Annotated in this window: 27 protein-coding genes and 1 other RNA gene; 10 read left to right on the forward strand and 18 right to left on the reverse strand. The window is 60.8% G+C overall.

What is annotated here, in order from left to right; translation table 11 throughout:
• Positions 1-25: 25 nt before the first annotated feature.
• From ACTCHC_RS01330 to ACTCHC_RS01360, 7 genes are all read left to right on the forward strand, one after another.
• Positions 26-2,131 (forward strand): acetate--CoA ligase family protein, encoded by a 2,106-nt coding sequence (locus ACTCHC_RS01330; protein ID WP_463020647.1) that lies wholly within the window; start codon positions 26-28, stop codon positions 2,129-2,131.
• A gap of 36 nt (positions 2,132-2,167) precedes the next feature.
• Positions 2,168-2,956: an enoyl-CoA hydratase-related protein gene (locus tag ACTCHC_RS01335; protein WP_463020648.1), complete on the forward strand. Its 789-nt coding sequence runs from the start codon at positions 2,168-2,170 to the stop codon at positions 2,954-2,956.
• Between the two features lie 24 nt (positions 2,957-2,980).
• Positions 2,981-4,093, forward strand: a complete 1,113-nt coding sequence (locus ACTCHC_RS01340) for an acyl-CoA dehydrogenase family protein (protein ID WP_463020649.1) — start codon at positions 2,981-2,983, stop codon at positions 4,091-4,093.
• Positions 4,090-5,268 (forward strand): acyl-CoA dehydrogenase family protein, encoded by a 1,179-nt coding sequence (locus tag ACTCHC_RS01345; protein ID WP_463020650.1) that lies wholly within the window; start codon positions 4,090-4,092, stop codon positions 5,266-5,268. Before ACTCHC_RS01340 ends, ACTCHC_RS01345 begins: the two co-directional genes overlap by 4 nt.
• A 20-nt stretch (positions 5,269-5,288) precedes the next feature.
• Complete coding sequence (locus tag ACTCHC_RS01350; RefSeq protein ID WP_463020651.1) at positions 5,289-6,836, forward strand: hypothetical protein; 1,548 nt, start codon at positions 5,289-5,291, stop codon at positions 6,834-6,836.
• 74 nt (positions 6,837-6,910) lie between these two features.
• Entirely contained in the window at positions 6,911-7,738 is an 828-nt protein-coding gene (locus ACTCHC_RS01355; RefSeq protein WP_463020652.1) for an IclR family transcriptional regulator, read from the forward strand.
• Positions 7,739-7,773: 35 nt separating this feature from the next.
• Positions 7,774-8,592 (forward strand): MBL fold metallo-hydrolase, encoded by an 819-nt coding sequence (locus ACTCHC_RS01360; protein ID WP_463020653.1) that lies wholly within the window; start codon positions 7,774-7,776, stop codon positions 8,590-8,592.
• Between the two features lie 4 nt (positions 8,593-8,596).
• Here ACTCHC_RS01360 and ACTCHC_RS01365 read toward each other — a convergent pair whose 3' ends face one another.
• From ACTCHC_RS01365 to rpsU, 7 genes are all read right to left on the reverse strand, one after another.
• Positions 8,597-9,433: an HTD2 family dehydratase gene (locus tag ACTCHC_RS01365; protein WP_463020654.1), complete on the reverse strand. Its 837-nt coding sequence runs from the start codon at positions 9,431-9,433 to the stop codon at positions 8,597-8,599.
• 12 nt (positions 9,434-9,445) lie between these two features.
• Positions 9,446-10,117, reverse strand: a complete 672-nt coding sequence (locus ACTCHC_RS01370) for a nitroreductase (protein ID WP_463020655.1) — start codon at positions 10,115-10,117, stop codon at positions 9,446-9,448.
• 114 nt (positions 10,118-10,231) lie between these two features.
• Complete coding sequence (locus ACTCHC_RS01375; protein ID WP_463020656.1) at positions 10,232-11,188, reverse strand: PDR/VanB family oxidoreductase; 957 nt, start codon at positions 11,186-11,188, stop codon at positions 10,232-10,234.
• Between the two features lie 60 nt (positions 11,189-11,248).
• Entirely contained in the window at positions 11,249-12,571 is a 1,323-nt protein-coding gene (locus tag ACTCHC_RS01380; protein WP_463020657.1) for a Rieske 2Fe-2S domain-containing protein, read from the reverse strand.
• Positions 12,572-12,621: 50 nt separating this feature from the next.
• Positions 12,622-12,951: a hypothetical protein gene (locus tag ACTCHC_RS01385; RefSeq protein ID WP_463020658.1), complete on the reverse strand. Its 330-nt coding sequence runs from the start codon at positions 12,949-12,951 to the stop codon at positions 12,622-12,624.
• A 94-nt stretch (positions 12,952-13,045) separates the two neighbouring features.
• Positions 13,046-13,771, reverse strand: coding sequence for a FadR/GntR family transcriptional regulator (locus ACTCHC_RS01390; protein WP_463020659.1), 726 nt, complete (start codon positions 13,769-13,771; stop codon positions 13,046-13,048).
• A gap of 165 nt (positions 13,772-13,936) precedes the next feature.
• Positions 13,937-14,143, reverse strand: a complete 207-nt coding sequence (gene rpsU / locus ACTCHC_RS01395; RefSeq protein WP_230799561.1) for a 30S ribosomal protein S21 — start codon at positions 14,141-14,143, stop codon at positions 13,937-13,939.
• Between the two features lie 114 nt (positions 14,144-14,257).
• Here rpsU and ACTCHC_RS01400 point away from each other — a divergent pair, with 114 nt between their 5' ends.
• On the forward strand, positions 14,258-14,971 hold the full coding sequence (locus ACTCHC_RS01400; RefSeq protein WP_463020660.1) for a COQ9 family protein: 714 nt from the start codon (positions 14,258-14,260) through the stop codon (positions 14,969-14,971).
• Positions 14,968-15,957, forward strand: coding sequence for an NAD(P)H-quinone oxidoreductase (locus ACTCHC_RS01405; protein ID WP_463020661.1), 990 nt, complete (start codon positions 14,968-14,970; stop codon positions 15,955-15,957). Before ACTCHC_RS01400 ends, ACTCHC_RS01405 begins: the two co-directional genes overlap by 4 nt.
• Positions 15,958-15,975: 18 nt before the next feature.
• Here the strand turns inward: ACTCHC_RS01405 and ACTCHC_RS01410 are convergent, their stop codons facing one another.
• The 3 genes from ACTCHC_RS01410 to ACTCHC_RS01420 all read right to left on the reverse strand — a co-directional run bounded on the left by ACTCHC_RS01410 (position 15,976) and on the right by ACTCHC_RS01420 (position 17,331).
• Positions 15,976-16,218 (reverse strand): hypothetical protein, encoded by a 243-nt coding sequence (locus ACTCHC_RS01410; RefSeq protein ID WP_463020662.1) that lies wholly within the window; start codon positions 16,216-16,218, stop codon positions 15,976-15,978.
• Between the two features lie 42 nt (positions 16,219-16,260).
• Entirely contained in the window at positions 16,261-16,479 is a 219-nt protein-coding gene (locus ACTCHC_RS01415) for a hypothetical protein (RefSeq protein ID WP_463020663.1), read from the reverse strand.
• A gap of 222 nt (positions 16,480-16,701) precedes the next feature.
• The gene (locus ACTCHC_RS01420; protein ID WP_463020664.1) at positions 16,702-17,331 is read right to left on the reverse strand and encodes a ribonuclease T2 family protein; all 630 of its coding nucleotides are present in this window, start codon (positions 17,329-17,331) and stop codon (positions 16,702-16,704) included.
• 126 nt (positions 17,332-17,457) lie between these two features.
• Between ACTCHC_RS01420 and ACTCHC_RS01425 the strand changes: the two genes are divergently transcribed.
• Complete coding sequence (locus tag ACTCHC_RS01425) at positions 17,458-18,192, forward strand: DUF1013 domain-containing protein (protein WP_463020665.1); 735 nt, start codon at positions 17,458-17,460, stop codon at positions 18,190-18,192.
• A 72-nt stretch (positions 18,193-18,264) separates the two neighbouring features.
• Here ACTCHC_RS01425 and ACTCHC_RS01430 read toward each other — a convergent pair whose 3' ends face one another.
• The 8 genes from ACTCHC_RS01430 to ACTCHC_RS01465 all read right to left on the reverse strand — a co-directional run bounded on the left by ACTCHC_RS01430 (position 18,265) and on the right by ACTCHC_RS01465 (position 23,983).
• Complete coding sequence (locus ACTCHC_RS01430) at positions 18,265-18,852, reverse strand: flavodoxin family protein (protein ID WP_463020666.1); 588 nt, start codon at positions 18,850-18,852, stop codon at positions 18,265-18,267.
• 52 nt (positions 18,853-18,904) lie between these two features.
• A complete protein-coding gene (locus tag ACTCHC_RS01435) occupies positions 18,905-19,357 on the reverse strand; it encodes an Rrf2 family transcriptional regulator (RefSeq protein WP_463020667.1) in 453 nt (150 codons plus the stop codon).
• A 54-nt stretch (positions 19,358-19,411) separates the two neighbouring features.
• Positions 19,412-20,011 (reverse strand): recombination mediator RecR, encoded by a 600-nt coding sequence (gene recR / locus ACTCHC_RS01440; RefSeq protein WP_463020668.1) that lies wholly within the window; start codon positions 20,009-20,011, stop codon positions 19,412-19,414.
• A gap of 80 nt (positions 20,012-20,091) precedes the next feature.
• A complete protein-coding gene (locus ACTCHC_RS01445; protein ID WP_463020669.1) occupies positions 20,092-20,436 on the reverse strand; it encodes a YbaB/EbfC family nucleoid-associated protein in 345 nt (114 codons plus the stop codon).
• Between the two features lie 10 nt (positions 20,437-20,446).
• Positions 20,447-22,195: a DNA polymerase III subunit gamma/tau gene (locus tag ACTCHC_RS01450; RefSeq protein WP_463020670.1), complete on the reverse strand. Its 1,749-nt coding sequence runs from the start codon at positions 22,193-22,195 to the stop codon at positions 20,447-20,449.
• A gap of 84 nt (positions 22,196-22,279) precedes the next feature.
• An RNA gene (ffs, locus tag ACTCHC_RS01455) (signal recognition particle sRNA small type) lies at positions 22,280-22,376 on the reverse strand.
• A gap of 45 nt (positions 22,377-22,421) precedes the next feature.
• Positions 22,422-23,189, reverse strand: a complete 768-nt coding sequence (locus ACTCHC_RS01460; protein WP_463020671.1) for an ABC transporter permease — start codon at positions 23,187-23,189, stop codon at positions 22,422-22,424.
• Positions 23,186-23,983 carry an ABC transporter ATP-binding protein gene (locus tag ACTCHC_RS01465; RefSeq protein ID WP_463020672.1) on the reverse strand — a complete coding sequence of 266 codons (798 nt, stop codon included), beginning with the start codon at positions 23,981-23,983 and terminating at the stop codon, positions 23,186-23,188. Before ACTCHC_RS01465 ends, ACTCHC_RS01460 begins: the two co-directional genes overlap by 4 nt.
• Between the last annotated feature and the right edge of the window lie 76 nt (positions 23,984-24,059).

Raw genomic sequence — 24,059 nt, forward strand, 5'->3', positions numbered from 1 at the left:
GCATCCAAACCGACAGGAGTTCAAGTTGACCAATACGCCGCATCGTCTGAACGGGTTGTTTCACCCCAAATCCGTTGCCATTGTCGGCGCCAGTGACCGGTCGCGCTGGGCGCTGATGGCCAAGCGCAACATTGATGGCGTCGGTTTCACCGGTAAGGTTTTCATGGTCAATCGCAGCGGCGGAGAGGCCCTGGGGCAGAAGGCCCATGCCAGTTGCGCCGAAATAGGCGAGCCGGTAGATGCGGCGTTGCTGTTGATCCCGGCCTCAGCGCTGTTGGCGGCCTTCGATGATCTGGACGCGGCCAATATTCGCAACGCTGTGATCCTGTCTGCCGGATTTGCCGAACTGGGCGAAGAAGGCGCCGCCTTTCAAGAGGTGATTCGCAAGCGCGCCGAAGAGCTGAACATCAATGTTCTTGGGCCGAATACGACGGGGTTTGTGAACTTTGCCGGTGCGGCGCCAATTTTTGCGGGCACCATGCGGTTGCCTCCGCTGGCGGGCAGTATCGGTATTGTGGCCCAAAGCGGGCAGGTATCGCTTTCGGCGCATCATTTCTGCGCGCAGATGGGCATCGGCCTGAGCGCGATGATCGGCACCGGGAACGAGCTGAACGTTCGTATGGAGGATGCCGTCGATTACCTGCTGGATGACCCCGCCACGCAGGTTGTCTGTATCTTTGCCGAAACTACGCGCGATCCACAGGCCTTTCTTCGTGTCGCGCGCAAGGCGCGCGCACTGGGAAAGCCCATCGTCATCCTGAAGGTGGGCCGCAGCGAGATCACTGCCAAGGCCGCGCAGGCCCATACGGGTGCCTTTGTGGGCGATGACAAGGTGTTTGATGCGGTCTGCCGCCAATATGGCGTGGTCCGCGTGCGGTCGCTGGACCAGATGTTCGTGACTGCGGCAACCATGTCCAAGATACCTGTTGCCAAGGGCAAGCGTCTGGCCATCGTGTCGATTTCGGGCGGTATCAGCGAAATCAGCGCCGATATCGCCGGGGATGAGGGGATCGAACTGGTGGAAATCGCCGAAGATACCAAGGCCAGCCTGCGTGCGTTTCTGCCGCCTATCGCGACGGTGAACAACCCGCTGGATTTGACAGGTACGGCAACGACCGATTTGGATCTGATTGACAAGACCATCGCGACACTGGGCGCCGCCCCGGAGGTTGACGCCTTGCTGTATATCTTCGAGGTGCCCCGCGACGAAGAGGACAAGACAGTGTTCGCCGTCCCGTCGCTGGAGCGTATCGGGCGCGCGCTGGCGCAGATCGACAAGCCGGGGGTCGTGTTTCCCTATACGATGAAGCCGGTTGGCGATCTTAGCCGCGACATCATCGCGCAAACAGGTGTGCCCTATGTTTCGGGCGGGCTTGAACTGGGATTGCCGGCCTTGGCCAAGACGCTGGAATTGCGCACCCGCGCACCCATGGCAGCGGCAGCGGTGCCGGCCATCGCCGCAGCAGCGGCATCGGGGCCATTGCCGAAAACGGAATATGAGGCCCAGCAGTTTCTGGCGTCGCATGGCGTGCCGGTTGTGCCATCCGTTCTGTGTGCCACCGCAGCCGAGGCCGCAGACGCCGCGCGCAAGATCGGTGAACCGATCGTGATCAAGATCGCGTCTGAAGACATCGCCCACAAAAGTGACGTGGGCGGTGTGCGGTTGAATGTCGGTGCCGCCGACGCGGCCAAGGTTTTCGATGAGGTTGTGGCCTCGGCCCGAAAGCATGTGCCTGATGCCCGCATCGACGGTGTTCTGGTTTCGGCCATGCGGTCGGGCGGGGTAGAGTTGTTGGTGGGGATCGCCCGCGATCCGCAATGGGGGCTGGTGCTGGCCGTGGGTCTGGGCGGTGTATTCGTCGAGATTCTGCAAGACACCAGTCTGCGCCTTTTGCCGGTGACCGAGGCGGACGTGACCGAAATGCTGGGCGAATTGCGCGGGGCAAAGATGCTGTCGGGTTATCGCAATACCCCGCCTGTGGATATTCCCGCGCTGGCCAAGGTGATCACACAGATCAGCGCGGCCGCCGTGGCCGCCGGCGATCAGCTGGACACGCTGGAGGTCAACCCGCTGTTGGCGAATGGCAGCCGGATCGAGGCATTGGATGCCCTGATCATCGCAAAATCATAAGGGCGCAGGCCCGTTTCATTTGGGAGAGTTCTGAAAATGTCTGACGGTTATAAATTCTGCAAGGTCGAGCGTGACGGCCATATCACCATCGTCACCATCAATCGCCCAGAAGTCATGAATGCCGTTCATTACGAGGCCGATCTGGAATTGCAGGCCGTCTGGGACGATTTTGAAAATGACCCCGATCAGTGGATCGGCATCGTGACAGGCGCCGGTGATCGCGCGTTCTGCGCCGGGAACGATCTGAAGGCCCATGCCAAGGCAGGCGGCCACCGGCGTGAATTTCCTGATGGCGGTCTGGCCGGTCTGACCAAACGGTTCAGCCTGACCAAGCCGGTGATTGCCGCCGTCAACGGTATGGCGATGGGCGGCGGGTTCGAACTGGCGCTGTCCTGCGATATCGTTGTGGCGTCCGAAACTGCGGTGTTCGCACTGCCAGAACCCCGGGTGGGGCTGGCGGCCTTGGCGGGGGGCATTCAGTATCTGTCCGTTGCCATCGGGATGCAGCGGGCGATGGGCATCTTGCTGACCGGCCGTCGTGTTTCGGCGCAGGAAGGGCAGGAACTGGGCTTCGTCAATACGGTTACCCCGGCGGGGCAGGCGCTGGCCGAGGCCCGCAAATGGGCCGATCAGATGCTGGAATGTTCACCGATGTCTCTGCGCGCCACCAAGGAAGTCGCGCGGATGACCCTGTTCACCGATGACTTCAAGGCATTGTTCGGCACGGATACCCCGGCGGTGGCCGCCATGCGCGGCAGCAATGATGTGATCGAAGGCCCGCGCGCCTTTGCCGAAAAACGCAAGCCGGTCTGGCAGAACAGCTGAACGGTCAGAACAGGAAAATCAGGTATGGATGGTTCGGGAATAGTCGTTGCAGATACCGAAGACATGGCGATGCTGCGCGATTCCGCGCGTGGCTTGTTTTCGCGGGCCTGGCCCCCGGAAAGGGCGGTGACGCGGTCGCGTGATGACGGTGCATTGCGCACAATCTGGGCCGATATCTGTGCCGCTGGCTGGGCTGAGCTGGATCTGGATGTGGATGAACAGGGGCTGTTGCTTGGGCTGTGTCTGGCCGAAGAATGCGGTCGCGCCTCTTGCCCCGCGCCGCTGGCCGGCGCCATGCTGGCCCAGTTCGCCTTTGCCGCGCAGGCGGATAACACATCTGGCCTGCGCGCGTTTCTGGACGGTATCGCCGCCGGTGAGGTCATTCCCGCTTGGGTCTTCGGACCAGACAGTGGCGAGGCGGGCGGCGCGTCTTTCAGGGCTTCGGGCACGGGCGATGCCATGACCCTGACGGGCAAGGCGGCCTATGTCGAAAATGCGGGCATCGCCACGCATGTGATCGTGTTGACCGGGCAGGGGGCGCAGGCCGCGATTGTGCCGGTGCAGGGTGGCGGTGTCACTTTTACCGCCACACCGGGCCTGTCCACGGCGCCGCTGTGGGACGTGACATTTGCCGGGGCCAGCCCTGTGATTGTGGCCACGCTGTGCTGCACGCCCGATCATCTGATCCGGCTGGCGCGGCTGTTTCTGACCACCCGCGCCCTGGGCGCGGCCACGCGCGGGCTGGAGTTGCTGACAGATTACGTTCAGGAGCGTGAACAGTTCGGCAAGAAGATCGGCCAGTTTCAGGCGATCCAGCACAAGCTGGTCAATTGCCTGATCGGGGTCGAGACCTGCAAACTGGCGATGTTGCGGGCGGGGTGCGGGTCGGGCACGCCTGATGAGCAGGGCTATGCGATGTCGGCGGCCACGGCGTTGGCCGCGCAGACCCTGCGTAATGTCCTTATGGAACTGCACCATGGGTTTGGCGGCATATCGTTCTGGAACGAACATGAGTTGCCCCGGCATTTTCGTATGATCCACAGCGATCTGACCCGGCTGGGCGGCGTTTATGCCGCGCGCCGCGAGATTGCCGAATTCCTGTTTGGCCCCCTGACCCAGGAAAGGACCACCGCATGACAAACCTGCCGGATATCGACCTGGGCGAACGCGCCAACCGCTTTCGGCTGGAAGTGCGCGACTGGTTGAAAGACAACAACGCCGAAAAGATCATCGCCACTGACGATCCGCGCCCGGTGAACCACATCCGCGCCGATCAGGACTTCAGCCGCAAACTGGCGGCGCAGGGCTGGCTGGCGCTGGACTGGCCCAAGGCCTGGGGCGGGCAGGAACGCACCGCGACCGAACGGCTGGTTTTCGACGAAGAGCTGGCCTATGCCGATGCGCCTGTCGGCTGGCACAATACCTCGGCCGGGATGATCGCGCCGACGCTGATCCATTATGGTACTGACGCGCAGCGCGAAAAATACGTGGGCGCCATCGGGCGCGGCGATCTGGCGTTTTCGCTGGGTTACAGCGAACCGGCCAATGGGTCGGATCTGTCGGGCATACGCACCACGGCCACCCGCACCGACAAGGGCTGGCTGATCCGGGGGCAGAAAATCTATACCTCGACCGCCGGGTTTGCCGAATATTGCTGGTTGGCGGCGCGGACCGATCCCAACAACCCGCGCGCGGGCGGCATCAGCGTATTCATCGTGCCCCTGCGCGGCACACCGGGCCTGACCAAACAGCCCAGCGTCGGGCTGAACGGGCATGATACCTATACGATCTTCTATGATGACGTGCTGTTGCCCCATGACGCGCTGGTGGGCGAGGTTAATGGCGGATGGGAGATCATCACCGCCGCGCTGGCCTATGAACGGGTTGCGCTGGGGGCCATCGGGGCGCGGGCGCGGGGCTATTTTGACCGGCTGGTCGAATATGTGAACGCAACCGGCCAGATGGCGCGCGATCCGGCGCTGCGCGACCGGCTGGCCGATCTGGCCGCCCAGATCGAAGGCGCGCGGCTGCTGGCGATCAAGACCGCCAAGGCGATCGAGGCGGGCAAGGTGCCCGTGGCCGAAGGCGCGATGGTCAAGGTCTATTCCAGTGAGTTGATGGAGCGCCTGACCGGCGAGGCGCTGAACATCCTTGGGCCCGGCGCGACGCTGTCGCCCACGGTTGAATCGACGATCCTCAAGGGCAAGGTCGAATACGGTATCCGCGATTCACTGCTGTATACGATCGGTGGCGGCACGAATGAAATTCAGCGCACGCTGATCGCCCTGCGCGGGCTTGGGCTGCCCCGGTAACCGGCAAAAGGACTGATGACATGAACGACCCCCAAAAAACTCCGGTCATCATTGGAGTATCGCAGATTACCGATACGACATCGGATGCGGCGGCGGGGCGTTCGCCCTTGCAGCTGATGGCGGCGGCATCGCGGCTGGCGGCAGACGATGCCGGTGTGGCGCAGGGGAATTTGTCGGCGCTGGAATCGATCACCGTCATCCGCAGCTTTTCCGATACGATCCCTGCGATGAAGTCGCCCTTCGGCGATATGGTGAATGCGCCATGGTCAGTGGGTCAGGATCTGGGCGCCAATCCGCGCGATATGGTCTATCCGCAGCAGGGGGGCGACACGCCGCAATTGATGGTCGAGCGCGCCTTTGACAAGATCGCCGCGGGCGAGGTTTCATCGGCGCTGGTCGTCGGGGCCGAGGCCCTGCGCACCGAACGCAACGCGGTGCGCGCGGGGCTGACGCTGGATTGGTCGGCCGATGCGCCCTGCGCGCCCGATCAATTGGCGGGTCTTGGGCGGATGTATCTGCAAACCGAAGAAGACCACGGCATGCGGTCGGCGGTGGCGATGTATGCGCTGTTCGAACAGGCGCTGCGCGCACGCAAGGGGCTGACACTGGCCCAGCGCAATGTTGAACTTGGCAACCTGTTCAAGGGTTTTGCCGATGTGGCGCACGCAAATCCCTATGCCACCCGTAATGAAGGTTATACCGCGGATGAAATCCGCACGGTTTCGTCCAGCAACCGCTATGCCGGGTTCCCCTATACCCGCCTGATGGTGGCCAATATGTATGTCGATCAGGCGGCGGCGGTTCTGATATGTTCGCAGGCGCAGGCCGATGCGTGGAACGTGCCGCAGGATAAGCGGGTTTATCTGCACGCTAGCGCCCATGCCCATGACGAATGGTTCGTGTCCGAACGCAACCATTTTGACAGGGCTCCCGCCATCGGCCATGTTGCGCGCGATGTTCTGGGCCGTGCGGGCATCGGCATCGGTGATGTGTCGTTTTTCGATCTTTACAGTTGTTTCGCCTCGGCCATTGAAATCGCGGCTGAGGAATTGGGCCTGTCCATCGACGACCCGCGCGGTTTGACGGTGACGGGGGGGCTGCCTTTCTTTGGCGGGCCGGGCAACAACTATGTCACCCATGCCATCGCCGAAACCGTTTCGCGGGTGCGGGCCCGGTCGGGCAGCTATGGGTTGGTCACGGCCAATGGCGGGTTGTTGACGAAACAGGCGGCCGGTCTTTATTCCGCCGTGCCGCCACGCATGCCGTGGAAACATGCGGATGATGCCCGCATTCAGGCCGAAGTTGACGCCGCATCGGGGCCCAAGGTCGAATTGCTGGCCGATCCTGCAGGCGAAGGCGTGGTTGAAACCTTTACCACGGTGCATGGCCGCAGTGGGCCGGAACGCGGGATCATCATCGGGCGCCTGACTGAAAGCGGCCGCCGGTTTGTGGCCAATACCCCGACCGATCCGGCCACCCTTTCGATGCTGGAAGAAAAGGGCGAAATCGGAATGAAGGGGCATGTAACCCACAATGGTAAAACCAATGAATTCGTTCCCGTCTTCTGACGCAGTCGCGCTTGGATATGGCAGCAGTGCAGAGCCTGTGATTATATGCGCCTGCACCACAGGATGAGGTAGTGATGAGCAACGCCCTGAAACGCTCGCTCGCGATTTTTGAATTTCTGGCCAATCAGCCCGAAGGTGTGCCCGTCAGCACCATCGCGGAACGGCTGGACATTCCAGCCAGTGCCGCGCATCGCCTGCTGACCACCTTGCTGGAGGAAGGCTATGTCCGCCAGACCCGGCAGCATGGCGAATATTGCCTGACGATGAAGATTTCTTCGCTGGGCATGACGTTTCTGGAACAAAGCGGCGTGACCGATCTGGCATTCCCGATTCTGGATAACCTGTCCAAGCAGTGTCAGGAACTGGTCAGGCTGAGCATCGTGGAAGACGGGCAATTGATCTGGGTGACCAGCGCACAGGGCGCGCCGGGGGGGCTTCGCTATGATCCGGTCTGGGATCAGGGCGTGATCACGAACCTGGCCGCAGCAGCGAATGGCATCGCCTGGCTATCCACGATGTCCGATGACGAGGCGCTGGCCGTTCTTGCACAGCATAACGCGAAATTGCGCAACCAAAGCCCGCACAAGAATACCCCCAAGACACCGCAGGAATTCGTGCAGCGCCTGGATGATGCCCGTCAGCGCGGCTATGCCATTGCGGTGGATACCTATGTCGATGGAATCGCCGCCATGGCGGTGCCCGTAATGCTGGGCAAAAGCCAGCAGGCGATTGGCACGTTGTCGCTGGCGGGGCCCTCGGTACGGATGACGCCAGAGCGGATGGAGACGCTGAAGCCGTTTCTGCAGGCAGCGGCAACCGAGCTGGCATTGGCAAGCCACGGGTCGGCCTTCTTTGCTGGCGTGCGCAGCAGCGCCAGAGCAAAATCCTTCGTGGCGGATTGAAACAAGGGCCGGGCGCCCGCAATACAGGTGATGCTTTGGCCTTTTTCACAGAACCCGAACCCCAGCGCGCAACTGCTGTCGAAGTGGCCCCCGGTATCCGCCGCGTGGTCGCCAACAACCCCAGTGGAATGACGTATCACGGCACGAATACCTATCTGGTTGATACCGATATGGGTCTATTCGTGATCGACCCCGGTCCGGCCTCGGACGAGCCGCATTTCGATTTCCTGATGGGGCAGATCGATGGGGCGGCGGGTATTATCGTGACTCATAACCATTCCGACCATTTCGGGCTGGTGCCGCGCATCAAGGCGGCGACCGGGCTGGCGGTCTATGCCTCTGACCGTTTTGCCGATGATACCTTTCAGCCCGATGTCGCCTTGCGCGATGGCCACACCTTTGCCGGATTGACGGTCCTTTACACGCCTGGACATGCTGTCGATCACATCTGCCTGGCGACAAGTGACGGAACAGTGTTCACCGGGGATCATATCATGACCTGGTCCAGCAGCATGATCATGCGGCCCAATGGCGATATGGGGGATTATGTCGTGCAACTGGAGCGATTTGTCGAAAGAGGCGACAGGTTGTTTCTGCCGGGGCATGGCCCGGCGTTGGCCGACCCCGCGCCTTATGTGCGGCAATTATTGGCACACCGCGTAAAGCGCGAAACGGAAATTCTGGCGCGCGTCCGGATGGCCCCCGCGACAGCGCCTGAAATCGCGGCTGAATTGTATCACAAGCCGGATGAGAAGCTGATGTGGGCCGCCGAACGCAATGTCGAGGCGCATCTGGCCAAGCTGGAACGCGCCGGGCTTGTTCGGGCAGACGGTGATGTCTGGCGCGCGATCTAGGCGTTCAGGTCCAGCTTGCCTTTGCCGACATGCAGGGTTTGCCATCGGCATCTTCTGACCACAGCGTGATCGTGCCATCTGTGTTCTCACCGGCGCAGAACCGCACCTGCCCACGGGCAATCATCGGTGACATGGCGCGATAGCTGAACCGGTCGGGACGGCGGCCACCGGCCTGTGCCGCAAAGTTCAGCAGAAGCGTGGCCTGCAAGGGGCCATGCACCAGAAGCCCGTCATACCCTTCGGCAGTGCGCGCATAGGGTTCGTCATAGTGAATCAGGTGCGCATTGCCGGTCAGCGCCGAAAAGCGGAACAGCAACACAGTGCTGGGTGTGACGTCCCATGTGCGCGAGGCTTTGGTGGCCGGTTTGGGGGGTGGCGGGCTTGTGGGGGTGCCGGGTTTGGGATTGTCGCGATACACCACGACCCGGTTTTCGACCAGGGCCAGGCCTTGGCCGGTTTCATAGCTGTCGGAAATCGTCATAAAGCACAGCTGTCCCGACCGGCCCTCTTTGAGTTCGATTGATTCAATCCGCGAGCGGCACATGACCTTTCCCTGCACCGGCAGATCGCCGTGAAAGGTGATATCACCTCCGGCTGCCATGCGCAGCGGCAGCGGCACCGCCGGGCGCAGGGGATCGCGAAGCGGCAGACCGTCAGGGGCCAGCTGCGATATCGGCACCCAAGGCCCGCCCAGACACCAATGCAGCCCCAGCGGGGCAATATCCGCATCACCATCAAAGGCATTCTGTTCAAGGGTTGCCCGAAAGTTAGGTATCAAGTTCGGGGCAATATGTTCTTCGGTGGTGATGCTGTTTCCGACCCATTTCTGGATATCGCCCATATCCATCGGCTTCTAGAGCCCCTTGTAGGTGACATATTCCGACGTATCGGCGCGTGACGTACGCAGCGCGTTGATCGGGTGGTTTTCGTCGGGATATCCGATGGCGATGCCCGCAAAGATGATCAGATCCTGTGGCATTTCCAGAAAATCGGTCAGCGCCTGGTTCCAGTTGGCCCAGGCCTCTTGTGCGCAGGTGCCAAGGCCGTGTTCCACGGCCAGCAGCATGATCGTTTGCATATACATTCCGATATCGGCGAATTGTCCCGGCCCCATCTGGCGGTCGATCGCAAAGAAGATGCCGACAGGGGCGCCGAACAGTTCAAAGTTCTTGGCGAACTGTTTCAACCGCGCCGGCTTGTCTTCGCGCGGGATGCCGATGGTGGAATACAGTTCTTCGCCATTTTGAAAGCGCCGCGCCAGATAGGGTTCTTTCAAGTCCTTGGGATAGATCATGTATTCCGCGCCTTCGCCGCGCGGTTTGGTTTTGCGGCGTTCCGTGATGTCGGCGGTGAATGTCTTCAGATCATCGCCCCCGACCACCCAGACGTGCCAGGGTTGCAGATTGCCGCCCGAGGGCGCGCGCGCTGCCAGCTCCAGAATTTTCTCGATCATTTCGCGCGGTACGGGCTTGTCCAGGAACTGACGGACAGACATGCGCTTGTCTACGGCTTCGGCGACGTTCATTGATGTGTGACCTTGTATTGGAACCCTTATTCAAAACACAGTTTGCACCGCGGTATCGAGTTTGCCAATGGTCAGACCGCACAAAAGTCGCAATTTATCAGACTTTGGGGCGGTTTATAAATCCAGCACAAGTTTTGCGGTTTTCGATCCGGAACAGCAAACCATGATGGTGGCGTTTCCTTCCTTTTCATCATCGGTCAGGAAGGAATCGCGATGGTCGGGTATGCCTTCGATCACCCGCGTTTCGCAGGTGCCGCACACGCCATCGGAACAGGAAAACGGAACGTTGACCTTTTCGTGGATGAACACATCCAGAATGGTTTTGCCTGGCGGGATGTGGAACGATTTCTTGCTGCGCGCCAGCACCACTTCGAACCCGCCTTCACGTGCGGCTTCTTCCTGTGCCGAAAAATATTCAAGATGCACGCATTTTGGATCGACCTTGGCGGTGGCCTGTTCAAAGGCGTTCAGCATGGGCACCGGGCCGCAGCAATAGAAATGCGTGTCGATATGCGCCGTCTTCACGATGCCCGCGATATCCAGAAGGGCACCGTTCTGTTCATCGTCGAAATGGAAATGCACCCGCCCGGCCCCGCCATCCAGCCTGGTCAATTCAGCCGTAAAGGCCGCCACGTTGCGGTTGCGGGCGGCATAATGCAATGTCCAGTTCTGGCCATTTTGCTGCAGCTTGCGGATCATGCACAGGATCGGGGTGATACCGATCCCGCCGGCGAACAGGATCGTTTCTTCGGCGTCTTCGTGCAGGCGGAAATTGTTCTTGGGCGGTGAGATCGTGATGATGTCACCGACACGCAGTTTTTCATGCACATATTCCGATCCGCCGCGGCTGTTGGGATCGCGGTGAATCGCGACGGTAAGCGTGCTGCCATCGGACAGATCGCACAGCGAATAGCTGCGCCGCAGGGTTGGGCTGAACTGCATGTCGATATGGGCGCCAGCCCCGAATTTCGGAAAGGTCTTGCCTGGTTCGACCGGCGCCAGCTGAACAGACATTACGGTTTCGGATTCATAGCGCATCTGCTGGATGCGCACGCTCATATCTGCGGTCATAAGGCCCCCAGGAATTCAATGTGGCGGCATGACGGCGCGCGGCCGTCATGCCGGATGGTGTCACAATGCGTAGCCGAAATCCTTGCCCAGCACAGCCGTCATGTGTTCTGCGCCGGCCTCGCTCCAGACCTCGTCCTTGGGCAGGGTCAGGGAAACCGCCCGCACCATATACAGTTCGGGGTCGTCCTGGCGGGTCGGCTTGACGCCTTCGTCGCGCAGTGCGCCGGCATGTTCCAGCAATACCCGGCGGGTCATGGCGATGCCGGTATCGCTGGTGCACAGGTTTTCCTTGGTCCTGTCATAGACTGCCTGTTCGCCCGACTGGCAGGCCGCATCCTGAACCCAAAGCCCCGGCAAACCCGAGAAATAAGTCGTTTGCTGCGATGCAAAGTCGAACTGATAACCGTTGGCCCGGTTATATTTTGTCCAGTAATTGGCATAGGGGGTGATGGGCGGCATTTTCACATAGGCTTCCTTGCTGGCATGCCCGGTTTCGCGGCCCTGGTGACCATTGATGAACAATTCACGGGTTCTGGCATACATTTCATGGTGCGGCACGTAAGAGAACATGATGCACAGCGTGTGTTCATCGTCGATGGGAACCCAGGCATGGCCGCTCAGTTCGGAATATTTCGCCTGCGGCGGCACCATCGAATAGAAGGGCATCACGAACTGATTGACGCGCCAGTACAGCTTGTCATCGTCCAGCACGCGGCGCGAGGCGATGCTCATGCCGAAATCCTGGCGGATGCATTCGAAGGTCGGTCGCAGATCGCGTTTGGCCACCCATTGGTTGATCGACCCGCCATCGTCGATGCGTCCATGCAGGATCGGGGCATGGGCTGAATCAATTTCGCCCTCCAGCGCCTGCAGCCAGTTGCATTCCTGCACGCGCACGGTGACCACCGCGTTTTCTTCGGGAACCATGTTCCATTCCAGATGCGGCAGCGGCGGTCGGTTTGCCTCGTCCTCGGGGCCCATATAGGCCCACAGCATGCCGTTGCGTTCCTGCACCGGATAGGACTTGATCTTGACGCGCTCTTTCAGGCGGCTGCGGACGGGTTCGGCGGGCATGTCGTCAACGCCGCCATCGGCATTGAATTTCCAGCCGTGATAGACGCAGCGCAGGCCGCAATCTTCGTTGCGGGCATAGACCATGGGCGCGCCGCGATGCGGGCATTGGTGATCGACCAGGCCAACCTTGCCATCGGTGCCGCGGAAGGCCACCAGATCTTCGCCAAGAAGGCGCACGCGTTGCGGCTGGCCATCGGCGACGATGTCCTTGCCGGGCAGGAACGGGATCCAGTAAAGGCGGAACAGGTTGCCCATGGCCGTGCCCGGGCCAACCCGGACCAGCGTCTCGTTCTCTTCATGTGTCAGCATTTCTGGCTCCTCTCTGATGTCTGCGTTGTTGGGGGCGGCTGCCTGAAATTTCAGTGCATGCGGGCCAATTGGTCTTCGGTCAGGTCAAGGACGCCGCTTATTTCGTCCCAGATGCCCAGATTGCGGGCCAGCCATTCGGGATCGCTGTTGCGCAAGGGCGGGCGCGGCATGGGCGGTTTGGTTCCGCTGCGCAATTGACGGATGATTTCGCGGATGCGCAGAACCTCCAACTGACGCAGGCCGGTTTCCACGTCCAGCGTATCGACCTTGAAATCTGCCAGTTCGGGATAGCTGAGCCGGCGGCACCATTCGCCATCGTCGCCCTCAACCGCCTCTGCTTCGATCATGTAGGGGATCGACAGATAGTCGCTGACTTTCATGGGCCTTCCTTTTGGCTGACGGGATCGCTGATTCCGGTAATCGCGGGATTATTACAATGGCCTGACCATTGGCGCAATATAAACTTCCATCCGCTCACGCAGCGTTTAGCCGGGTCAACAGGAAGCTGTGCAGGCGTTCCATGTGGTCGACCATTTCGGCGATTGCCGCTTCGGCATCACGGGCGCGAAGGTGGGTCAAGAATTTTTCGCGCGATGCTGCCACGTCCCAACTGCGGTCATGGCCTATCTGCCGGATATAAAAGCTGAGAGGTTCGGTGATGGCGCTCATCAGAACGCTCATCGCCTTGTTCTTGGTGGCGCTGGCAAGAAGGCTGTAAAACTCGACGTTCAACCTTGTGCGTTCATCCATGTTTTCAGCGGCAGTGGTTTCGCGTGTGCGGGCCACGTTTTCCGCCAGGGCGGCGAAATCGTCTTCGGTGGCGCGATCGCAGGCCAGGCGAATGATCTCGCGCTGCAGGCTGACGCGGGCCTCGGTGAAATCCTGCAGGGATATGCTGCCCAGCGACAACTGGTCCTGCAATGTCTGGGTGATAGGGCGAATATCGCCGCTTTGGACCACTGCACCACCATGGGCACCCTTGTGCAGCGACACGACACCCCCGATTTCCAGGGTGCGCAGGGCCTCGCGCACTGTCGATCGACTGACCTGAAACTGCTCGGCCAGTTCCCGTTCTGCGGGCAGTTTGTCGCCTACGCCCAGATTTCCGGCCTGAATCTCGTTTCTGATCTGTATGCAGACCTCTTCGAAGGCGCGCTTGGTCTTTACGGGCGCAAAGGCTTTGGCGGGTTGATTGTTCATGGCAAACCCCATTGGTCTGACTATTGGTGCATTATTAGCATGGCCAGTGCGTTGCGCCAAGTCCGGCAATGGTCTGAGCGGAGGCTGAAAACAACAAACCCCCGGGCGATGCCGCGGGGGTCGTCGTTTCGGGGCAAAGCCCCGGTTCGCATGTCGTGAACGGCCTTACAGACCGCCTTCGCGCTGGGCCTTTTTCCGGGCGAGCTTGCGGGCACGACGAATCGCCTCTGCCTTTTCGCGCGCTTTCTTGACCGAAGGTTTCTCGAAATGCTGCTTGAGCTTCATTTCGCGAAAGACACCCTCACGCTGAAGTTTCTTCTTCAGGGCACGAAGCGCCTGATCGACATTGTTGTCACGAACACTGACCTGCATGTGGTTTTCACCACCTTTCTAGTCTGGAGTTTCGGTTGGTTTGCAGGAAGTGGCCGTATAGCAAACCCGGCTTATGTTGTCTACAGTGAAGCCCGACCTGAACAGGAGCCTGCCATGACAACCGATTTCATCGGGATGGATGACCTGAAAGACCGGCTGCTGGATGCAGCCTTGCCACATGTGGCCTTTGATGGCTGGACATCCGCGACCTTCGCGGCGGCCTTGCGCGATATCGGCGCCGATCCGGCGCTGGCCCGTGCCGTCTGCCCGCATGGGGCGGTTGATCTTGCGGTGCATCTGCACCAGCGCGGCGACCGGATGATGGTGGATTGGCTGGCCGGGCAGGATCTGACGGCGATGCGGTTTCGTGACCGGGTGGCGGCGGCCATCCGGTATCGTCTGTCGATGATCCCGGATAAAGAGGCCGCGCGCCGGGCAACGACGATGTTTGCCCTGCCACAGCATGCGGCCGAAGGGGCGCGGGCGCTGTGGGGCACCGCCGATCTGGTCTGGACCGCGCTGGGCGATACGGCGGATGATGTAAACTGGTATACCAAGCGCGCCAGCCTGTCGGGCGTCTATGGGGCAACGCTGCTGTACTGGCTTGGCGATGACAGTGCCGACCATGCCAGCACATGGGAGTTTCTCGATCGACGCATCGAAAACGTTATGCAGTTTGAAAAGCTCAAATCCCGGGTCAGGGAAAATCCGCTGTTGAAACCGCTTTTGGCCGTGCCGGATCGGCTGTTGTGCCAAGTGCGTGCGCCCGCCGGGCGGCGATCTGACTTGCCGGGCCGATATACCCCTTCCACACAGGATCCGACATGACCCTTCCCGATACAATGCGCGCCGTGGAAATTTCATCCTATGGTGGCCCCGAGGTCTTGCGGCCCGCCAACCGCCCGGTGCCCCGCCCGGCTGAGGGCGAGATTGTGATCCGTCTGGCTTATGCCGGCGTCAATCGGCCCGATACGTTGCAGCGCGCCGGTAATTATGCGCCACCGCCCGGCGCGTCTGACCTGCCCGGGCTCGAGGGCGCGGGTGAGGTGGTGGCACTGGGCAAAGGCGTAACAGAATGGGCCATTGGCGATCAGGCCTGCGCGTTGTTGCCCGGGGGGGGCTATGCGGAATATGTGGCGACCCCCGCCGCCCATGCGTTGCCCGTGCCCAAGGGGATGGACCTGCGGGCGGCGGCTTGCCTGCCCGAAACCTTTTTTACAGTCTGGTCGAATGTCTTCATGCGCGGAGGGCTGGCCTCGGGGGAACGATTCCTGGTGCATGGGGGATCGTCCGGGATCGGCACCACCGCAATTCAGCTGGCCAAGCTGTTTGGCGCGAAAGTGTTCGCCACCGCCGGATCCGCTGAAAAATGCGCGGCCTGCGCAGGGCTGGGGGCAGATCGGGCGATCAACTATCGCGATGAGGATTTCGTGGAAATTCTGCGCGCTGCGGGTGGCGCTGATGTTATTCTGGATATGGTCGGCGGCAGCTATATCCCGCGCAATGTGCGCGCCTTGGCCGATGATGGGCGGCTGGTCCAGATCGCGTTTCTGGAAGGGCCCAAGGCCGAACTGAACTTTGCACAGGTTATGGTGCGGCGCTTGACGATCACCGGATCGACGTTGCGCCCGCAGTCGGATCTGGCAAAGGCGGCGATTGCCGAACAACTGGCGCGCAATGTCTGGCCGCTGTTGTCTGACGGCCAGATCGCGCCCGTGATGGATTCCGAATATGCGCTGGAGGACGCGGCCGCAGCCCATGCGCGCATGGAGAGCAGTGCCCATATCGGCAAGATCGTTCTGCGTATCGGTTGACGTTGCGTTCGTCCGGCGTCAGCGTCGCATGCGCATGGCGATGTAAAGGCAGATGACCAGGGCCACGGCGATCAGCGCCTGTGGCGTGATCGCGCTGATAAGCAGTGACAAATTGGTAACGACCCCGATGACATAGGGGCCTGCGTCCTCTCCCAGCAGGATGTAGACAAGCACGATAAAGGCAATCAGGACCGCCATCACCTCGGTTCCGCGCAGGAACAGGTTTCGGATCGTGCCCAGAACATTCATTACCAGTTCCATAGTGCCGCCCTTGCTGCTGGAAGAGAACTTTTCAGTTGTGGTTTACCGGTCGAGCAACCACAGAACCACGCCAAGCGAGATCAGACCGGCAAGGCCTGCGCTGCCAAGGCTGGCGACGAGCGCGGTGATATTGCCCACGACATCGCCCAGAAAGGCCATGTTCGATGACCCGACCAGAAGCGATGCAACTATGGCAAGCGCCAGAAGCGCGATGCCGATATCGGTAAGTGATCTGATGGTAGCTTTTGCTTTATCCAACATTTTTGTCCCCGTTCAGTTAGCCGCGCGCGACAGAACGTCGCACTGCGAAATTCAGTAAGTGAGCAAAACTTCGCCCAGTCAACAAATTTCGCACATATTTTGAGCTAAACACAAAATATGGGGGCTTTTTCTATATATTGTTGTCGTAATGGTATTGCCCACCAGCATGTTTTCGCGGTTGCGGGGCGAAGCGTCCGAAAGCCGAGAATGCGTGTTGCGTGGCTATTTCTGGCGGATCGGCGCGAAATAGGCGCGTTCTGCGCTGCAATCGGTGATGCTGTCCCGGCCGCATCGGCGGAATTCCAGATCGCGCGTCAGGCAGATGCGGGCCTCCTGAATATGATCCGCCCGGCAGGTGATGGTGATTGCGTCCCGGTGCAGCCCGGCATTTGCGTTCAGGAAGGCCTCTTCGATCAGAGAGGCCGGCAGGGTTACGGCACGGGGCAGGTCGTTCAGCAGATCCGGCTTTGCGATCTTTCGGAATGCAGCGCGTGCAAGGTCATAGTATTTGTCCGGTGGCAATCCACTGCATGCGCCATGTTTGCGCCACTGATACCAAGCTGCGCCGGATGCGCCCATGATATCGGCCATCGCGGCGGTCTGGGCTTTGGTCGGAATGGCATATCGGTTGTGGCAGTAGTCGGGCCAGCCGATTTCGTATTGCGGCCACAGCCCATGCAGCACCCATCCCAGCGGCTGATCGCATTGGGGGGCGTCTTGGGCATCCCCTTGCAGCAGGCACCAATTGGGCGACCACGACAGGGACAGCACGTAATAATCGAAATCTCCCGCCGGCCGGTCATCGGCATGGGCCAGGCGAACCGATACAAGCAGCAATAGCAGCCAGCGCATTTTCTCTTTGCCTTGTCGCAACGGGTGATTATATACGGGTCCAAACCTCCCCGAAAACGAGGATCGCGTCCAGCCGGACGAGCCGTTTTCCCGGCACGGGAGAGATTTGTGTAAAGGAGTGGTCCGATGGACAAACCGATCATGGCAAAAGCCACCGCAGTATGGCTGGTGGACAATACCACGCTGTCGTTCCGGCAGATCGCCGAATTCTGCGGCTTTCACGAGCTGGAAGTGCAAGGTATCGCCGATGGCGATGTGGCGGCAGGTGTGAAGGGTTTCGATCCGATCGCCAATAACCAGCTGACGCAGGAAGAAATCGAAAAGGCCGAGGCCGACCCGACCCGCAATCTGAAGCTGAAGTTCAACGCCGCCGCCGTGGGCGAGGAAAAGCGCCGTGGCCCGCGTTATACGCCGCTGTCAAAACGGCAGGATCGCCCGGCCTCGATCTTGTGGCTGGTCAAGTTTCATCCCGAGTTGTCGGATGGTCAGATCTCCAAACTGGTCGGAACCACCAAGCCGACCATTCAGGCCATCCGTGAACGCACGCATTGGAACATCGCGAATATTCAGCCGATCGACCCGGTCGCGCTGGGCCTGTGCAAGCAGTTCGAACTGGATGCGATGGTGCAGAAAGCAGCGAAGAAAACTGAAGGCGGCACCGTGATGACAGATGACGAGCGGCGCAAGCTGGTCTCGACCGAACAGTCGCTCGGCGTCAGCGAGACCAAGATGCCGTCGGCGATTTCGGGGCTGGAAACCTTCACGCTGTCAGACTCGCGTGACGATGAAAAAGAAAAGGCACTGCCGGATGCCGACAGCTTTTTCAACCTGCCCGATGCGGATGAGGACGACGACGAATAATGCAGAGCATCGCGCGGCCTGATTGATGCATAACCCGGCCCAGACGGCCGGGTTATTTTTTGCAGCCGAGGATCAGGCCGCTTTGCCGTTCAGGAATGTCGCGGTCATTGTGGCCACGCGCGTCCCCAGATAGGTGGCGGTGCGCAGATCGGCCGCGGTCGGGGCAACATCCGGTCCCTGATCGGCATTTGATTGCGCAGCGGCCCCTTCGAAAAAGCCAAGACGGTTCAGGTCGTCCTCGGACCCGGTGGTGGAGTTATTGGCTGGCGGTAAGCCCAGCCCGACCCAGATCATGCCATGCTGCGCCGAAAATATCCGCAACTGCGAAAACGTCGCGGATTTATCGCCCGCGCGCGACGCCGAGTTTGTGAACCCGGCAGCGATTTTGTCTTTCCACAATGCGCCCGCGGCGAAGACTGTGTTGGATGTGGCATCCATAAATGCTTTGAACTGTGCGGACGGGCCGCCCATATAGGTCGGCGTGCCAAAGATGATGGCGTCACAGGCTGACAGCGCATCCCAATCCGCGAAATCCGCATCGACGCTGAACAATGTCACCTCTGCCCCGGTGGTTCTGGCGCCCTCGGCGACGGCCTGAGCCTGTTTTGCGGTATGTCCATACCCGCTGTGATAGGCAATGGCGATTTTAGGGGTCTGCATTGATACTTTCCTTTTGTGTGGCTGTGACAAGCACAGTTCTGGTTAAAAAAACTCACAGTTGAATGAAATGCCCGCCGGATATCTTTCCCTGCGCCATGACATCGGCGACGACCGTATCCAGCGTCGTAGCGCGCAGCGTGCTTTCGAATGCCTGTTTGGCCGCATCCAGATGACAGTTGAGCACCGGCAGGATGCTTCGCCCGATCATGCAGTTCGGATTTGGGCCGTTGCGATGAAACTCGAACAATCCAGGCTCTTCTACTGCTGAATATATATCAAGAAGGCTTATCTTATTCGCGGCGCGCGCCAAAACTGCACCTCCTCCGCTGCCCATGCGGGCGTGCGTGATCCGGGCATTGTTCAACGAGGTCAACAACCGGCGCACGACCGTGGGGTGGCTGTTGACGCTGTCGGCAATCATGTCAGACGGTACAGGAGTTCCGTTCTGAACGGCAATTGCAGTCAGGATATGCACGGCGACGGGAAAGCGGCTGCTGGTTTTCATACCGCGTGTATAATTGTGTGTGCTCGTAATGGCAACACTTAATCTGTGGTTGCATCATACAGACTTGCGCGCCTTCAGAGCGGCGCTGATCGTGCCGTCGTCCAGATAGTCCAGCTCTCCGCCGATCGGCACGCCTTGGGCCAGCGATGTGACCCTGACCCCGGCAGTTTCCAACTGGTCGGCGATGTAATGGGCGGTGGTCTGGCCTTCGACCGTGGCATTCAGGGCCAGGATCACCTCGGTCACACCTTCCGCGCCAATGCGATCCAGCAGGCGGGGGATGCGCAATTCGTCGGGGCCGATCGCATCCAGCGCCGACAAAGTGCCGCCCAGCACGTGATAGCGCCCCTTGAATGCCTTTCCGCGCTCCATTGCCCACAGATCGGCCACATCCTGAACCACGCAAATCTCGCCATTGGCACGTTTGTTGCTGGTGCAGATCTCGCACAGATTGCTGCTGCAGATATTGCCGCAATTGGCGCATTCGCGCACCGACGCCGCCACCGATTGCATCGCGGCGCCCAGCGGCGCCATCAGCGGCGCACGTTTTTTTATCAGGTGCAACACCGCCCGCCGGGCCGAACGCGGACCAAGGCCGGGCAGGCGGGCCATCATGTCGATCAGGGTCTGAATATCTGTATCGGTATCGGACATTGGAGGCCTATGGCAAATCCTGCACGATTGGCAGGGATGGGGCAACGCGCCGAGGGTGACGCGTGCCCCGTCCGGCGTGGTCAGAACGGCAGTTTCATATCGGCGGGCAGGCCCATGGCCTGGGTTATTTTCATCATTTCTTCCTTGGCGCGGTCGCTGGCCTTGGTCTGTGCGTCCTTGATGGCGGCAAGAATAAGATCTTCGACCACTTCCTTGTCATCGCCCGAAAAGATTGACGGGTCGATATCCAGGCTAAGCAATTCACCCTTGGCCGTAGAGACAGCCCGCACCAGACCGGCCCCGCTTTCGCCGGTTACATGGATAGCGTGCAGATCTTCCTGCACGGTTTGCATCTTGGCCTGCATGTCTTGTGCGGCCTTCATCATCTTGGCCATATCGCCAAGCCCGCCCAATCCTTTGAACATAGTTCTCTCCTTATTCCTCGAACGGATCCCATTCATCTTCGACCTCGGGCAGGGCCGCCTGGGCGGCGTCCCGGGCCAGGTCTTCGGGGGTTTTGATCCCGGTTATCCTCGCACCGGGGAAGGCGGTCATGACAGCCTGAACCAGGGGGTGCTGTTTGGCTTCGGCTTCCAGTTTCAGGCGTTCTGCGTCGCGCGTTTCGGCAATTGTCGCGCCGCCGCCCTTGCCGGTGACAGAAACCGCCCAGCGCGCGCCCGTCCAAGCCTGTAACCGGCTGCCCAGCCGGGCGGCCAGATCGGCGGGCGCGTCGGGGGTGGGCTCAAATTCGATCCGGCCTGGCACATAGCTGACCAGCCGCAGGCAGGTTTCGACCTCGACCAGCAGTTTTACATCGCGATTGGTGCGGATCAGCGCAATGACGGCAGGGAAGGTCGTGAACTGTGACAGCGCGGATTCGGGGGCTTGCGCCAAGGCCGCGACCGGGCCGCCGCCACCGCCCGTGGGGCCCGACGCGCGCGGACTGCTATAGGCGGTCACACCTGAAGGGGCCGATGCGGGGCCACCGGATGTGCCGGGGCCGGGTGCCGTCGGTGGCGGGGTGTCCTGCAACAGGCGCACCAGGTCTTCGGGGGCGGGCAGGGTCGAAACATGGGTCAGGCGGATGATCGCCATCTCGGCTGCCATCATCGCATTGGGTGCGGCAGCGACCTCTTCCAGGGCTTTGAGCAGCATCTGCCATGTGCGCGTCAGCACCCGCATCGGCAGTTTTTCGGCCATATGCTGGCCGCGCGCCCGTTCATCGGGGCCGATTGTGGGGTCATCGGCGGCATCGGGCGTGATCTGAATGACGCTGATCCAGTGGGTGATCTCGGCCAGATCGCGCAGCACGGCCATCGGATCGGCGCCATCGGCATATTGCGCCGACAATTCGTTCAGCGCGCCTGCCGCATCGCCCAGCATGATCATGTTGAACAGATCCAGCACCCGGCCGCGATCGGCCAGCCCCAGCATCGCGCGCACCTGATCGGCGGTGGTTTCGCCTGCGCCGTGGCTGATCGCCTGATCCAGCAGGCTCATCGCGTCGCGCACCGAACCTTCGGCGGCGCGGGTGATCAGCGCCAGCGCATCATCGGCGATGGCAGCGTTTTCAAGCGTGGCGATGCCGCGCAGATGGGCGATCATCACCTCGGGTTCGATGCGGCGCAGATCGAACCGCTGACACCGCGACAGCACCGTGACCGGAACCTTGCGAATCTCGGTCGTGGCCAGAATGAATTTGGTGTGCGGTTGGGGTTCTTCCAGCGTTTTCAGCATCGCGTTGAAGGCACTGGTCGACAGCATGTGCACTTCGTCGATGATAAAGATCTTGAACCGGCCGGCCGTAGGTTTGCCTGCCGCCATACGGTTGATTTCACGGATGGAATCCACGCCGGTGGATGATGCCGCGTCAATCTCCAGCACGTCGATGAACCGGCCTTCGGCGATGCGCTGGCACGGTTCGCATACCCCGCACGGATCGGTGGTTGGTCCGCCGGTGCCGTCCGGCCCTTCGCAGTTCAGCCCCTTGGCGATGATCCGCGCGGTGGTGGTTTTGCCGGTGCCGCGAATACCCGTCATGATGAAGGCCTGCGCGATCCGATCGGCGGCAAAGGCGTTTTTCAGCGTGCGCACCATTGCATCCTGGCCAATCAGATCGGCAAAGGTCGCGGGGCGGTATTTACGGGCAAGCACCTGATAGCCGGTGTCGGGCGTGTCGGTCATGGGCCCCCATGGGATTCTGGAACAGGGCGCAGGTTATGCGCTGGTGCGGCGCGCGTCCAGCACCGGTAACAGCGTCGGGGCTAGGGTGAGAGGCTGGACAACGACCCAAGCGGGGCTCGTTACGGCTGCTTCCTTCCGGACCTGACCGGGTTGGCGAGGTGCCTGCCCGCGCCAACCTCTCGGGGTGATACATAGGTGCCGGGGAACGGCTTGGCAAGCATCGGCATCAGCCCTGTGGGCGTTCGGCCCAACCTGCGAATATTTTTTCCAGCGCCACCACGATGTAATACAGCACGATCCCCAGAAACGCCAAAGACAGCAGCACCGCGAACATCAGCGGGTAATCGGCGCTGATCTTTCCCGAATCGAACAGCGCGCCGAGACCCCGGCCATGAGGACTGACAATCTCCATAAGGTTGGTGCCGATAAAGGCCAATGTGACCGCAACCTTCAGCGCGCCGAAAAATTCCGGCAGGGTCTTGGGCAGGGCGATTTTCCAGAAGATCGTCAGGCGCGATGCGCCAAGGCTGCGCAGGATGTCGCGATATTCCGGCTCCAACGTCGAAAGCCCGATGCTGACCGATACGGCGATGGGAAAGAACGAGATCATGAAAGCCATCAGCACCGTGTTCAGGTCGTGCTGGCCGATCAGCATCAGCGCCAGAATCGGCACCACGGTTGCCTTGGGGATCGCGTTGAACCCGACCAGCAAGGGATACAGCGCATCGCGCATCAGTCGCGAAAAGCCCATCACCATGCCCAGACCCGTGCCCACGATGATGGCCAGCATCAGCCCCACGATGGTGCGCCACAGCGTCTGCCAGCCGTATTCCAGAAACAGCCAGCGGAATTTCCAGAATGCCGGGACCAGATCGGACGGGCTGGCCATTTTGTAATTCGGCCAGCCTTTCAGCCAGACGATCCATTCCCAAAGCCCCAAAAAGATCGCGATGGCGATCAGTGGCACCGCGATCTTGCCCCAGGTGCTGTTCATGCTGCGGCCCCTTCGACACGGCCCTGTGCGATCTGGATCTGGTGGCGCAGGGTGGCCAGATATTCCACGGCGCGCGGTTGATACAGATCTTCCAGCTTGCGCTCGCCCGGCAGATCGATCGTCAGAACGTGTTGCGTTGTGGCTGGCCGGCCCGACAGCACCACCACCTCGTCGGCCAGAAACACGCTTTCGCGCAGGTCGTGGGTGATCAGCAGCGATGTGAACGGTTCTTGCCGGCGCAGGGCATGCATCGTTTGCCACAGGTCTTCGCGGGTAAAGGCATCCAGCGCACCAAAGGGTTCGTCCATGATCAGCACGTCGGGTTTATGCACGATGGCCCGGCACATGGATGCCCGCTGGCGCATGCCGCCGGACAGTTCGGACGGGCGCTTGTCTTCAAAGCCAGACAGGCCGACCAGCGCCAGCAATTCTTCGGCGCGGGCCACACGCCTGGCGCGTGGCATGCTGGGCGCGACGATTTCCAGCGGCAGAATGACATTTTGCAATATTGTGCGCCATTCCAGCAGAACCGGGTTCTGAAATGCCATGCCCACCGTCTTGCGCGGGGATTTCACGCGCTCACCATGCAGCCACACCTCGCCCTGATCGGGGCGCATCAGCCCGGCGATCAGCCGCGTCAGGGTGGATTTTCCGCAACCCGACGGGCCAACCACAGCGCAAAACGCGCCCTCGGCCACGCTGATGTTCAGGTTGTTCAGAACCGGCAATGGCCCGCTTGCCGTGCGATAGGCATGGGTGACGGATTTCAGGTCAATCAGCGGGCTGGCAGACATGATCGCACCCTTTGGCTGTGGAGGGTTGTTCGGCGCGCGGGCGGAGGAGGAGGAAATCACCGCCCGCGCGTGTGAT

The organism is Actibacterium sp. (assembly GCF_055134745.1).